The sequence below is a fragment of the Peribacillus sp. NPDC097198 genome (assembly GCF_044762055.1).
In the GTDB taxonomy this organism is placed as follows: Bacteria; Bacillota; Bacilli; order Bacillales; family DSM-1321; genus Peribacillus.
In genome coordinates this window covers 142,330-155,176 of sequence record NZ_JBIWDO010000002.1, presented here as the reverse complement: position 1 = coordinate 155,176, position 12,847 = coordinate 142,330, and the positions used below count along the sequence as shown (strand labels likewise).

Below are 12,847 nucleotides of genomic sequence, written 5' to 3'. Positions count from 1 at the left end.
GACAATTCTGTTAGAAATCAAAGATATTTTTGTACACAATCACTAAACGTCAAACTTATTTGAGGCATTCATAATGAGTGTGATGTAGAAAAAAAAGCGAGAGCGTCCACAAAAAGGACACCCTCACACATCAACTTGTATAATTTGAGCCTAACCCCAATTCCCTCAATAGCTGACGGTAAGCAATCGAAGTCTTATCCGCCGCGATATGGGCTTCTGCCTGAAGATCGAGCGGCAACTCCTCCGGCTTTTGATTTTCGACCATTTCCTTATCTTCATTAAAAATCTGTAAATTGAATTCGTATGTGTCTTCAAGAGGTGCATCTAAATCAAAATTTCGCGCCATCGGGGAAAACATCCTTGTTTTCCTAGCCGAGACTGGACTAGCGCAATTCAGGATAAATAATTTCCCACCTTCCGGAAAGTGGACTGTCAACCTCGCCGCTAATGGAGGATAAATGTCAAACACTCGTAGCCACTCAAAATTCGGCGGTTCCAAATGTTTCAGGGCTTTTCCGTAATTGCTGACCGAACTTCTATACTCGACATGTAAGCCGTATTCCGTTTTATCCACTTTATAACTTGGCACAACGGGATTATCACGATCAGCGAAGCTTTCTGAGTGAACCCAGGCAAAATGAGATACATCCAAAAACCCTTCCATCTGTCTTCCTGCAGAACCAGCAATGTCGATGAACGGAGGCAGAATATTCAGGTATGCCTGATCGTCCCATGCCGGCAATGGCGGGATATCCTCAACATCGCTTGCTATCGAAGTCCAGACCAATCCATAACGTTCTACCGTCGGATAGATGGTAATGCAAAGACGAGGAGATATTTTCGCATTAGGGTGTGCGGGAATTCCCGTGCAGTTCCCCTCTGGCCCGTATCTAAATCCATGATAAGGACAAACGATATTGTCTTCTTCCACCCACCCCATGCTTAGCGGAACCCCCCGGTGCAGACAAAGATCCCTAGCCACAATGATTTTTCCGCTCGCACGGTAAAGTACAAGATGGACATCCAGCAATTTAATGCCGAGGGGCTTTTCCGTCACTTCCTCGACCGCCGCCACCGGAAACCAATACTGCGTCAATACATCCCAATCCACTTTACTGAACGTGCATTCTTTTGGATAGGGTGTCACTCTTTTTTTCTTCTTCGTAGCAACATTGGTTTCCTTCATTCCTTCATCTCCCCTTTTTCATTCATAGCTTTTTATAAATAGTAACAATATTCAGACATTATGTCACCACCAATGTTATAAAACCTTACATTAAAATATAATTTTGGCTATCTCAACAAAATAAAATGGAAAATTTGTAAGGATTGTCAAAGGAATTGTATGATATGATAGAAAAAAACTCACATCATGAAGGCGATAAGGAAATAGTCCACAGCACGTTCTATAGGAAAAGACTATTACACTCGCGCACCCCTAGATAATCAAAATCTTAATGAATGAGGTGTGTTTAGATGAAGGTAGCCGAACTTTTACATTTGCCGTTTTTACCCGGCATGCACGTTATCGCTGGAGAATTAGGTTTGGATGGGGAAGTACAAACGGTCAACATGATGGATGCCCCGGATATCATCCATTTTCTAAAACCTAATGAATTTCTCGTAACGACCGCGTACCACCTGAAGGACCAGCCACTCTTATTCAAGACTCTCATCGAAGGCATGGCCAAACAAGGTTGTGCCGCACTCGGCATCAAGACTCGACGGTACTTGAAGGAAGTACCTGAGGAGATACTTCAACTTGCCAACGAACTCTCTCTTCCTATCATCGATCTTCCCGCAGACTTGTCTCTCGGTGAAATCACCAATCTCATACTCCGGCAAATTCTCGATCAACGAGCCAATGAATTAACGCACGCGATGGAAACACATAAACAATTCACCAATCTCATTATGCGTGGAAAAGGAATTCAGAAATTACTCGATCATTTATCCAATATGATTGAATTTCCCATCACATTGGTTGATCAATACCTTAAACCGATGATTCATCCATATCGCACCTCTTCAGTTTTTTCAATAATCAAAAAAATGATCAGTGAAGGATACAATTTTCAACTAACCAAGTCTCCTTTTTTCTCATTTTCAGTCCTATCCAATCAGCAAACCTATACGGTTTTCCCCATCTATCTGGATGGAAAAACATTTGGATATTTGACCATTTCAGGAGAAATCAAGTCCAGCGACAATTTGATTACCTTAACAATCGAACAGGCCACAAACGTCATCTCCTTCGCATTAATGAAAGAGCACGCACTCAAACAGCATGATCGAAATATACGAAATGAATTCTTCCTCCATGTCCTTGATGGCAGCTTCTCCTCACATGAGGAAATCATAAACCGGGCAAAAGAGTTCTCCTTACATAACGAACAAACATATATATGCGTCGTTGGGAAAATGGACGAAACCCATGAAAGTAAAAACTATACACAGCAACAGGAAAAAGCCGATTCGGTTTATGCATTTTTAGAAGAGGAACTTCTCGACTCAACCCTCCCTATCCACCTCTTTACAAAAGGAAAGAAGTGCATTCTTTTATATGAGGTAAACGAAGATTCAAACCGTTCCCTTCAATATGTAGAATCCTCCTTACATGCCTTGCAAAGAACAGTGAATAAACAATTTGACTGTACCATGTCGTTCGGAGTCAGCCATATGGCCCCGAAATTTCTTCAGATCAAACACGCCTTCAAGGAAGCGAATGACTCCCTCAAGGAAGGCGGTCTATCAAAAAGGGCTGGATATATCCAGACATTCCGGACAAAAGACATCATGGAATTGCTACGAATCATCCCTGAAGAAGACCTAAAGAACTTTAACCACTTCGCCCTACAAGGATTTTCGAAAATAAAGAACGAAGAGCAAGAACCATTATTGCAGACACTATCCGTCTACCTGGAGACCCATTGCCAAATTTCCGAAACAGCCAAGAGATTATTTGTTCATCGGAACACCGTTGTATACAGACTCGAGAAATGCGAGGAACTACTTGGGAAGAGCTTGAAAGACCCTGAAACCACACTGCAAATACGACTTGCCTTAAGGATCAACACCCTGCTAACTACTTAGATTTCATCTTTCCAATTACATCCTTCCATTACAAACACGTTAGGATCGTTAACCATAAGCAAGACTTATCAACTTAAATAACAACTTTATAATTTCCTTATTATTACAATAGGTGTAAGATTTGAATCAAGAACATACTATCCATTTGGATCCAGAGGGGATTGATTTACATGCCATTTACTTTTAAGTCCATTGACCATATTCAGCTCGCCGCCCCTAAAGGCAGCGAGGACAAGGCAAGAACATTTTTCAAGGACCTGCTAGGCTTTGATGAAGTCGAGAAACCTGAAGCCCTAAAGAAACGCGGTGGCGTTTGGTTTGAATTCGCCAATCACCAAATACATATCGGAATCGAAGAACCATTTTATCCGGCAAAAAAAGCTCATCCCGCTTTTGAAGTAGAGAATATAGAAGCTTTAAAACAGCATTTAGTAACAAATGGAATCGATGTCATGGAGGACGATAGAATCCCAGGTGTTAAAAGATTCTTCATTTCCGACCCTTTCGGTAACCGCATGGAATTGCTTGAACGGGTAAAAAGCTAAATACCTTCCAAGATTCGACCGAACTTACAAAGAATAAGAATGATTGGGAGTATTCAGGAGCCTGTTAAAGGCTCTCTTTTTTATGGAAGCAAAGAATATACCGTTGTATCCACCATCCACATATGCGTTATCCCAGTAGGATTATGGAATGGGGATAAATTTTAATTTGTAATAAGTTAGAATTTATAATTATCTTGACTTATAAAACATTATTTTGATATATTTAAAAACAGACCGGTTGGTTTAGAGGAGGTTTACTGCGATTGGATACAAAATCACTGATCATTGACATCGCTACAAACCTTTTTCAGAAAAAAGGATATTTAGGCGTAGGATTAAATGAAATCTTAAAGAAATGTAACATTTCAAAAGGCTCACTTTATCACCATTTCCCCAACGGAAAAGAAGAATTACTCATCGCTTGTCTTCAATCTTTGAATACTATTATCACTTCGGATATGAAAGAAATTTTCCAACAACATCCAACTACACAAATGGCTACTCAATCGATGATTGAAAAACTGGCCGTTCAGTATGATCGTGATGGGATGATTAGTGGTTATACATTCAGTAGTATGGTAAGCGAAATGGGATCGCTAAGCGAACCAGTGAGAACCACTTGTGCTCTCACTTTCACAAAGATTCAAGATATTTATTCAATCAAATTAATAGAAGATGGCTTTTCCAAAGAAGCAGCTCAGGCACTGGCATTAATGCTGACCGCTACCATCGAAGGTGGGATCATGCTTTGTTTAACAAAAAACTCGAGCGAACCATTAAGAACGATTTCAAAGGGATTGCCCAATTTATTAAAGGCGTATTAATGTAATATAATCACGTCCATACAAAGCCCCTCGACTTGCTTGTTGAGGGATTTTCATTACGCCTTAGAAATCAGTTAGTGTAAATACTTTTTACGTGTGTTGATCACGTAGCCACAACGTCTAAATATGTATTTTCGGAAGGAAGAAAACATTGAAAAACGAAACTAGATTACCAAGAAACGGAAAAGAGGGCGCATTATACGGAGGTATCATCTGTTTTCTTACCTCTTTATTCATGTCGTCATTCAGTATCATTACAGTAACTGGTGAATTTAACGGGGAAATTGCAATGGATATTATCAAAATTTGGCCAATCATGTTTGTTATCGCCATGGTCATTGAGCCAGTCCTTGTAGGACGCATTGCAGAAAACATGGTTAAAAAGTTCACTCAACCAACAGATAGCTTTAACGCAAAGATTTTATTCCGTATCGTATTCACTGTATTCGGCATGTCCATGTGCATGACTTTCATTGGCGGAATCATCGGTAACGGTTTTAATTCGGATACCTTTAGCAACTTTATTTCATATTGGCCAAGAAACTTCTTCATCGTTCTTATTGCTGAGAGTTTAGTCATTCAACCCCTTGCAAGAATGGCCATGGTAAAAATACATGCTAATCAAGATAAAAAAGATCCTGCCGTTGCCATTATAAAATAATGCCCAGGATGACGAACTGAATATCAAAATAAAAGGGGGTTCGAAATCTTCATTTCGAACCCCTTTTGACTATCATAACGCCTTAAGTCAATCTAGATATCTTCTTGCCCCAGCATATTCTTCACCGTAACCCGATGTATCGATTTCATCTATCCTTACATGTGTAGAGGTGTTTGGTGAATGAATCATCTTCCCTTTTCCTATATACATCCCTACATGGTGGACCTTCCCTTTTCCTTTATCATAGGCAAAAAAGAGTAAATCGCCTGGTTCAAGGTTTTCCCTTTTCACCATTTCCCCCTGTTGCGCCTGAACGGAAGAGTCCCTTGGAATCGTTATTCCATTAGCGTGGTACATCGTATAGGTAAACCCGGAACAGTCAAATCCAAAACCGGACATTCCGGCCCATAGATAAGGAAGACCTAAAAACCCTTTGCCCGATTGCACGATGTCCGTACCCGTCGGTTTTGGAATTTGATTTTCATTTTGATAGATCTCTACGTCTTTCTTATCTATCCATTTGGCTCCATCACTTGGTGTCATAACTTTTACCTTATCTTTTTTCACCTGTAAAAGTGGAAGGCGTGTATCAAAGCTGACTTCCATGAATTTCGACCGCTGTTTCGAATCCGAATAAAGCCAAGTCTTGGGAGCATCCACAAGGACTAACCCTTTAGAGAGTTGTTTTTCAAAGGCCTTTGCTGTCTTCAATTGCCCTTTTGGCATCCATCCTGGATAACCCGCTTCATTTCGGGGTGTCAACTGATTGGCTACTGCTACTTTCACCCAATTTCCTCGTTCTTCGAGTATGGTCACTTTTGACCCATATAACGCCTGTGTTTCCAGGTTACCCACAAGCCACAGCTTGTCCTCATACTTCATGGACTTGATCCAGGCATTCAAATCAACGGGGTTCGACGCAGAAGGAGCATCCAATTGTCTTAATAGGTCCGGCTCCGTCCACAGAGTGGCAACTGCTACATCTACATAGGCACTTCTCACTTTTTCTTTTGCGCTTGCTTCACTTGAACTGAATAGTAAAATACTAAGTGCAAAGAAAGATAGCACTAAAACCAATACCTTTTTTCTTTCCATCTACATAATCACCCTTCCAAAAAGTTTTATTGAGTAAAAGAGGATTTCCTCTTGACCCCTAGTCCAGGTTTATCGGTAATGAAGAGTTGGTCTTTCTTAAATTGAAGTCCTTCAAATGGTTCATCCTTAATCCATAATGGTGCATCCAGATCAATCTTCGTGATGTTTGGATGTGCGGTTGCCAGATGTGCTGCGGCCGCTACACTTATGGTTGATTCCATCATACTTCCGATCATGCATTCAACCCCGGCTACTTCTGCCATATCCGCGATCTGAAGTGCACGCCGAATTCCTCCGGTTTTCATTAATTTAATATTCAGTAAATCAACAGCCCGTTCACTTAAAAGTCTCAAGGCATCACGAGGGGAAAACAGACTTTCGTCGGCCATGATCGGCACGTTCACCGACCTCTTTATTTCTTTCAAACCATCGATGTCATGTGCTTGCACAGGCTGTTCCACCAAATCAACGTTCAGCTTCCTCTCCTCGATTTCATGAATGATGGAGATTGCTTGTTTTGTTGTCCATCCTTGATTCGCGTCGACCCGGATGATGACTTGATCCCCCACAGCTTCTCGAATGCGGGAGACCCGTTCCACATCACTCTTCCAATCCTTCCCCAGCTTGATTTTCATCGTTGAAAATCCACCTTCTATTAGAGACAAGGCCGCCTTTGCCATTTCATCAGGTGTATCAATACTGATTGTCATATCGTTTTTCAGCTCATTCGATTTCCCACCCAGATATTGATATAAAGGGAGCTGCCACCTTTTGCTGACTGCATCATACAAAGCGATTTCAACAGCAGCTTTTGCACTTGTATTGCCTACACAGGATTGTTGGATTACCTGAGACAATACATGAATACTCTCAATGTCACGGCCAATGAGATGTGGCGCGATCACTTCTTCAATGACCGTCATGATTCCATTAGTAGAATCTCCTGTGATGGCAACCGTCGGGGCTGCTGCACCCAATCCTTCCGTACCATCCTCCAACTTCACAGAAACCATGATGTTCTCAATTTCCATTGCAGTGCGCAAGGCAGTCTTGAATGGTTTGATGAGTGGTAGAGTTTCCACTGATACTTGTAAACTTTCAATCTTCATCGTAACATTCCTTCCTTAAAAGCTTGATAGTATATATGACGTAAATATTCCAAAATAGGTACCCAGAAGACTACCCAAAACAGCCATCAGGATTCCGACAGGTATTAGAGCCCGGTTAAATGCGCCCGCCAATATCGGAGCTGAAGCAACCCCTCCTATATTAGCCAATGAGACAACTCCCATTGTAAATAGATCCAACTTGAAGACTTTTGCCAAAATGACCATGATCAATCCATGGAAGAATAGAATCATGAAACCGGATAGAATATACACAGGTGCTTGAAACAGCTGTGAAAAATCGGCATGGGAGGCAATTAAACCAATGACTATATACAGCATGACTTTGGAAATTTCCATGGAGCCCGCGATGCGCCCAACCTTCGTGACGGCCAGAAGCAACCCTACAGTCGACGCGATGATGATGGTCCACGTCGTCCCATTCACTGCAGCACCCAACACTGGCAGATTTTCCCCGATTTTCGTTGCCCCTGCTGATACGATTAAAGCGAGCGCCAAGAAACCGATCAATTCCACGAAGCCAAATTCCGTCTTTGTCGTTTCTCCCGCTTCAAGCTCGGAGGTCATTTGTTCAATGAAAGAAGTATCCGCTTTGGTCCAAAAATTGAATTTCCCGGCTAGAGGTACCAACCAGAACAAAAACATAACCCAAATGGAGTAATTGACTGTATCCATGATTAACGCATAACCAAAGATATTTTCAGGTACATCCAATATCCCTTGCAGGATCACCATGTTGGCCGATCCCCCTGTCCAACTTGCACTCAAAGCCGAAAATGCCTTCCAAGTTCCTTCCGCATAAAAACCATTCATCAAGACGTAAGTTAGAGTGAACCCTCCTATGATACTGATTGACGCCGCAAAAAAAGTTAAAAGCATCTTCGGTCCAAGTCTCAGTATTTTACGCATATCACATTGCAACAACATGAGCATTAGCATGGCTGGAAGCAGGAGACCCCTGACAGTACCATATGCATTTTCGACTGATTCACTGTCTGAAAAGAGCCCAAATGTCTTCATCAAGGCCGCTCCAATATAAATGAGGACAATGCCAGGTACATACTTGAAGAACTTTCCTCCTAATTTCTTCTCCACTACGGCAATCGCAGCAGTAAATGCCAATAAAAAACAGACAAACATCACACCATCTTGAATCATTTCCCATACCTCCTTATATTCAAGGGATTCCGTTCTACTAAACTATGATTTAGTCAACATGTCCCTAATAAAAAAATCCAGCTGCCAAAGAGCGCACGAATACACTCTTTAACAGCTGGATTTCAATTGCGTCTAACAAAAGAAGCAGCTATACCTTATTAAGTTGAAGATATTTAATACTTGCATTCCTTATGGCAACGGTCAGAGCTTTCTGAGAAGAACCAAAATACCGTTTCTCAATTTCCTTCTCCAACACATCAGGTTGAAGAATGGAATGTCCATTCAACATGGAGCGAATGAACTTGGATGTAAGCGATATTGTAGTCGAACATTCCACATCCACGATCTCGTGTGTATCACTATCAATGACCAATCCAATAAAAAAGCAGTTAAACTGCTGAGTAATCGGATTATTGGACGCCGCCTTTGACTCGCCCACTATGTACACTGTATTTTTCTGAAACATCCTTAGTGGCCTCCTGTCATTACAGACATCCAACAGGTATATATGGAGATATCTAAATTCCAACCAAATGATTACATATATACTAATATGTTCATTATGAATCTGTCAATATATTTCGCATATTACGACAAATCCCCACTTTTCAAGTAAGCCAGCAGGAAAATACTCTATCATTCTTTGGACTACCTTCTTCTTTCTTTATATAGTTTGTCCATAATCCCCTCTGAAAATTAGTTACAATACCCAATGACAATTATCAGAATATTTATTATGATGATATTAATCATAACAAGCATGCGTTATATTATATGACATTTTTTTCAAGAAGGGAGTTTTACTTATATGAATGAAAAAGTTGGCAAGTCCAAGGTCTTCTCCTTAGGCCTACAGCATGTCCTCGCCATGTATGCAGGGGCAATCCTGGTGCCCATCATCGTCGGAGGCGCCTTAGGCTTCACTCCTCAACAGCTTGCTTACCTCATTGCCATTGACTTATTAACCTGTGGAATCGCGACGTTACTCCAAGCATGGAAAAACAAATTCTTCGGCATTGGGCTCCCGATTGTTTTAGGGACTTCCTTCGTAGCGGTCACCCCCATGATTTCCATAGGAAGTAACTATGGCATTTCCGCCATATATGGATCGATCATCGCAGCAGGTCTGTTCATCATTTTTTTCTCCAATATCTTTGGCAAGCTACTAAAGTTATTTCCTCCTGTCGTGACTGGGACAGTCGTCATCATCATTGGATTATCCTTAGTTCCCACCGGCATTAAAAACATGGCTGGCGGTGCAGGAAGCAAAGACTTTGGTTCAGCTGAAAACCTCATGCTCTCATTCGGTGTCCTTTCCATCATTTTACTGATGAATCGGTATTTCACTGGATTCATCCGTGCCATTTCCGTATTGGTCGGCATCATCGCAGGAACGGTCGTTTCCGCATTTACAGGAAAAATGGATTTTTCCACCGTCATGGAAGCCTCGTGGTTTCATGTCCCAGCTCCATTCTACTTCGGCGTACCCACCTTTGAAATCGCGCCTATCCTGACGATGATGCTAGTCGGAACGGTCATCCTAATCGAATCGACCGGTGCCTTCCTTGCCCTTGGAAAAATAACCGGGCGTGCCTTGAAGGAACGGGATATTGTACGGGGCTATCGTGCAGAAGGGCTTGCCTTCACTTTAGGAGGAATCTTCAACGCCTTTCCCTATAGCACATTCGCACAAAATGTCGGACTGGTTCAATTGTCCGGCGTGAAAAAACGATCCATCACCATCGCGGCAGGTTTCATTTTAATCGGGCTTGGACTGGTTCCAAAAATTGCAGCACTCGCTACATTGATTCCTACAGCCGTTCTTGGTGGAGCTACCGTCGTCATGTTCGGGATGGTTGTATCCTCAGGAATCAAGATGTTAGGCGATGTAGACTTTTCCGATAACTCGAATTTATTGGTCATCGCATGTTCGGTATCATTGGGTCTCGGCGCAACGGTCGTTCCCGAATTGTTCTCGAGCCTGCCGGAAGCGATTCGTATTGTTGTCGGCGATGGAATCATTACCGGTAGCCTGACAGCCATCATCCTGAACTTAATTTTAACTCCCCGGAATAAAAAATCAGATCCTAGAGTGGTGCCTAAAACGGACCAGCTCTTAGCCAAAAGCGTATAAAAGGAGCCTAGAACATGATCACATTGGAGATGTTACAGAAAAAAAGCGATAAGGAATTCACGGAGATTCTCGGGGATATTTTCGAGCACTCACCTTGGATTCCAGAGCAAGCCTCAGCGTCCAGGCCGTTTTCTTCCTTATTAAGCCTTCATCAATGCATGGTCGATATCGTGAACCACGCACCTAAGGAAATGCAAATGGATTTAATAAGGAAGCACCCAAACCTGGGTGAAAAAGTCGAAATGACAGCTGACTCGACCAAGGAACAACGAGGAGCGGGATTAAAGGACCTTACCGTTTTGGAATACGAAAATTTCCTTTCATTAAATAGGCGTTATCAAAAAAAGTTCGGCTTCCCCTTCATCCTCGCAGTACGCGGCAAGGATAAGCATGACATATATGAAGCAATGGAATTAAGGATTCATCATACAGAAGAAACCGAGTTTGAAATAGCCTTAGCAGAGATTTATCAAATAGCGTTCTTTCGTTTACAAGAAAAAATCAAAAGCTAAATAGTCTCGGCCTTGGCCGAAGAATGCAAGGGATAAGGAGACATATATGTCTGGTTTAACAACGCATATCTTGGACTTAACGCACGGGAAACCCGCTGCAAACGTCACGATTGAATTATATTACTCCGAATCATCATCCTCTACCTGGCAGCTACTCCAAACAGCTGTCACGAACGCGGATGGGCGGCTCGATGCCCCTCTCCTCACCGGGGAAGAGGCAAAAACCGGACAGTACGAAATCGTCTTTCATATCGGCGATTACTTCCGCGGTCAATCAATTGAGCTACCTGACCCTCCCTTTTTGGACCAAGTTCCTATCCGCTTCGGTCTAGCGTCCCCCGCTTCCCACTATCATGTGCCTTTACTCGTCTCCCCATGGGGCTATCAGGTATACCGGGGAAGTTAATGAATTTAGGAATACTACAAACAAACCCCCGGCAAAGAGGCATATACATTGTCCCTTTGCCGGGGGTTTCCTGCTTATTGATTCATTAGTCTTTTTAAGCCCATACACCATCACACTATTTTTTTCTTGGGTGTTAGTTTTTCGGTTGATTCCACTTCTCTTAACCCTTGATAGATGCAAAAACCTGAGTAAGCTAAGAGCAATAAACCCGGACCAATCAGTAAAAGGGCAGCACCTTCTTTTGATTGGGTGAAATCGATGAAATATCCTACATAAGGGATGGTGAATCCAGAGTATAGAGCTACAATATTATCGGATAGAACCGGGTCAGCATCTGCAGTTTTATTATTATCACCTTTCGTATCATAAAGAACATGCTCTCCGCTACTGTTCACCTTGGTGATCCTATGCGTTATGAGTATTTCCTCACTTGTTTGGAAGGTGATGATATCCCCTTTTTTAAGGGCTAGTTTCTCGTCTGAACTTAGTGGCTTGACAGCTATAACTGACCCGGTTTGAAAGGTAGGTTCCATCGACCCGGACAAAACAGTTTTAAGCTGATACCCCATAACCTGGGGTTCCCCCCCAGATGCTTTTGAAGATATGACAAGAAATACCATTACCATTAAGTTTAAAAATAGTACCACTGTAATCAAATTACTTATTACTTTCAGCGTTCTTTTCAAACTCTTCGCCTCCTGACTTATTATCTACCTTACCATCTGTGTTCTCATCCTCTGTAATAGGGTCCTTTTTAATCGGTAACTCACTTTCTTCTTTTTCTTTATCGATAGCCTCGTTTTCTTTAGGCTTATTTTCAATTTCGTCTTTAGTGGAATCCTCTACTTTTTCATCAGAGTCCTTTGCTTCTTCATTCTCCTCAGTTTCGGGCTCAGCACTCTCATTCTCCTGATTTTCATTTGGATCTGGCTCATCGTCGATCGGTTCCTTCACTTCTTCACATTCTTCATGATTTTCATTCTCTTTTGCGTTAGAGCAATCCATGTCCTCGGCTATCTCCCAAGTCCCAATTTGAATCTCTTGGTTTACTAGTTCCATGTCGGTGTAATAGGCATTCGTTTGCCCCGTAACAGCCACCACTGTTCCTAAAAATAAATACCATATAGCCACCAGCTTGGTTAATGTCCATAATAGTTTTTTTCTCTTCCAAATTCCCTTTTTATTTAGTATTGGAAACCCCTTCTTCCTAGGCTTCATTCTTTATAGTGCTTGCTGCCTTTCAGATTTACGATTCCTAGACTAATGCTCTGGAACTCCTATGTATAGAATGT

14 protein-coding genes are annotated in these 12,847 nt (G+C 41.9%); 7 read left to right on the top strand and 7 right to left on the bottom strand.

Annotated features, from left to right (window positions below; genetic code table 11):
• Positions 1–130 precede the first annotated feature (130 nt).
• The gene (locus ACIQXQ_RS03755) at positions 131–1,186 is read right to left on the bottom strand and encodes an aromatic ring-hydroxylating dioxygenase subunit alpha (RefSeq protein WP_402955475.1); all 1,056 of its coding nucleotides are present in this window, start codon (positions 1,184–1,186) and stop codon (positions 131–133) included.
• A 290-nt stretch (positions 1,187–1,476) separates the two neighbouring features.
• Here ACIQXQ_RS03755 and ACIQXQ_RS03750 point away from each other — a divergent pair, with 290 nt between their 5' ends.
• The 4 genes from ACIQXQ_RS03750 (at position 1,477) to ACIQXQ_RS03735 (ending at position 5,123) form a co-directional block, all read left to right on the top strand.
• Positions 1,477–3,093: a PucR family transcriptional regulator gene (locus tag ACIQXQ_RS03750; protein ID WP_402955472.1), complete on the top strand. Its 1,617-nt coding sequence runs from the start codon at positions 1,477–1,479 to the stop codon at positions 3,091–3,093.
• 170 nt (positions 3,094–3,263) lie between these two features.
• Entirely contained in the window at positions 3,264–3,638 is a 375-nt protein-coding gene (locus ACIQXQ_RS03745; protein ID WP_402955469.1) for a VOC family protein, read from the top strand.
• A 263-nt stretch (positions 3,639–3,901) separates the two neighbouring features.
• A complete protein-coding gene (locus tag ACIQXQ_RS03740; RefSeq protein ID WP_402955466.1) occupies positions 3,902–4,462 on the top strand; it encodes a TetR/AcrR family transcriptional regulator in 561 nt (186 codons plus the stop codon).
• Positions 4,463–4,613: 151 nt separating this feature from the next.
• Complete coding sequence (locus tag ACIQXQ_RS03735; protein WP_402955463.1) at positions 4,614–5,123, top strand: DUF2798 domain-containing protein; 510 nt, start codon at positions 4,614–4,616, stop codon at positions 5,121–5,123.
• A gap of 87 nt (positions 5,124–5,210) precedes the next feature.
• On the opposite strand, the gene ACIQXQ_RS03730 is transcribed toward ACIQXQ_RS03735, so the two are convergent.
• The 4 genes from ACIQXQ_RS03730 to ACIQXQ_RS03715 form a co-directional block, all read right to left on the bottom strand.
• Positions 5,211–6,218 (bottom strand): C40 family peptidase, encoded by a 1,008-nt coding sequence (locus tag ACIQXQ_RS03730; protein WP_402955460.1) that lies wholly within the window; start codon positions 6,216–6,218, stop codon positions 5,211–5,213.
• Between the two features lie 26 nt (positions 6,219–6,244).
• A complete protein-coding gene (locus ACIQXQ_RS03725) occupies positions 6,245–7,327 on the bottom strand; it encodes a dipeptide epimerase (protein ID WP_402955457.1) in 1,083 nt (360 codons plus the stop codon).
• Between the two features lie 15 nt (positions 7,328–7,342).
• Complete coding sequence (locus ACIQXQ_RS03720; RefSeq protein ID WP_402955454.1) at positions 7,343–8,503, bottom strand: DUF819 family protein; 1,161 nt, start codon at positions 8,501–8,503, stop codon at positions 7,343–7,345.
• 148 nt (positions 8,504–8,651) lie between these two features.
• Positions 8,652–8,969, bottom strand: a complete 318-nt coding sequence (locus ACIQXQ_RS03715; protein ID WP_402867587.1) for a DUF3870 domain-containing protein — start codon at positions 8,967–8,969, stop codon at positions 8,652–8,654.
• 342 nt (positions 8,970–9,311) lie between these two features.
• Between ACIQXQ_RS03715 and ACIQXQ_RS03710 the strand changes: the two genes are divergently transcribed.
• From ACIQXQ_RS03710 to uraH, 3 genes are read left to right on the top strand one after another with little or no spacing between them, the layout of a single operon-like run.
• Positions 9,312–10,637, top strand: a complete 1,326-nt coding sequence (locus tag ACIQXQ_RS03710) for a nucleobase:cation symporter-2 family protein (protein ID WP_402955451.1) — start codon at positions 9,312–9,314, stop codon at positions 10,635–10,637.
• A 14-nt stretch (positions 10,638–10,651) separates the two neighbouring features.
• Complete coding sequence (gene uraD, locus ACIQXQ_RS03705) at positions 10,652–11,149, top strand: 2-oxo-4-hydroxy-4-carboxy-5-ureidoimidazoline decarboxylase (protein ID WP_402955449.1); 498 nt, start codon at positions 10,652–10,654, stop codon at positions 11,147–11,149.
• 46 nt (positions 11,150–11,195) lie between these two features.
• Positions 11,196–11,555, top strand: coding sequence for a hydroxyisourate hydrolase (uraH, locus tag ACIQXQ_RS03700; RefSeq protein ID WP_402867583.1), 360 nt, complete (start codon positions 11,196–11,198; stop codon positions 11,553–11,555).
• 110 nt (positions 11,556–11,665) lie between these two features.
• On the opposite strand, the gene sipW is transcribed toward uraH, so the two are convergent.
• Together sipW and ACIQXQ_RS03690 are read right to left on the bottom strand one after the other, a co-directional pair.
• Positions 11,666–12,241 (bottom strand): signal peptidase I SipW, encoded by a 576-nt coding sequence (gene sipW, locus ACIQXQ_RS03695; protein WP_402955447.1) that lies wholly within the window; start codon positions 12,239–12,241, stop codon positions 11,666–11,668.
• The gene (locus tag ACIQXQ_RS03690; protein ID WP_402955444.1) at positions 12,213–12,686 is read right to left on the bottom strand and encodes a hypothetical protein; all 474 of its coding nucleotides are present in this window, start codon (positions 12,684–12,686) and stop codon (positions 12,213–12,215) included. The genes sipW and ACIQXQ_RS03690 overlap by 29 nt, the downstream gene beginning before the upstream one ends.
• Positions 12,687–12,847: the final 161 nt, after the last annotated feature.

Coding starts and splice junctions, on each gene's coding strand:
- ACIQXQ_RS03755 (WP_402955475.1), bottom strand. CDS start 1,186: ATGAAGGAAACCAATGTTGCTACGAAGAAGAAAAAAAGAGTGACACCC.
- ACIQXQ_RS03750 (WP_402955472.1), top strand. CDS start 1,477: ATGAAGGTAGCCGAACTTTTACATTTGCCGTTTTTACCCGGCATGCAC.
- ACIQXQ_RS03745 (WP_402955469.1), top strand. CDS start 3,264: ATGCCATTTACTTTTAAGTCCATTGACCATATTCAGCTCGCCGCCCCT.
- ACIQXQ_RS03730 (WP_402955460.1), bottom strand. CDS start 6,218: ATGGAAAGAAAAAAGGTATTGGTTTTAGTGCTATCTTTCTTTGCACTT.
- ACIQXQ_RS03725 (WP_402955457.1), bottom strand. CDS start 7,327: ATGAAGATTGAAAGTTTACAAGTATCAGTGGAAACTCTACCACTCATC.
- ACIQXQ_RS03720 (WP_402955454.1), bottom strand. CDS start 8,503: ATGATTCAAGATGGTGTGATGTTTGTCTGTTTTTTATTGGCATTTACT.
- ACIQXQ_RS03715 (WP_402867587.1), bottom strand. CDS start 8,969: ATGTTTCAGAAAAATACAGTGTACATAGTGGGCGAGTCAAAGGCGGCG.
- ACIQXQ_RS03710 (WP_402955451.1), top strand. CDS start 9,312: ATGAATGAAAAAGTTGGCAAGTCCAAGGTCTTCTCCTTAGGCCTACAG.
- uraD (WP_402955449.1), top strand. CDS start 10,652: ATGATCACATTGGAGATGTTACAGAAAAAAAGCGATAAGGAATTCACG.
- uraH (WP_402867583.1), top strand. CDS start 11,196: ATGTCTGGTTTAACAACGCATATCTTGGACTTAACGCACGGGAAACCC.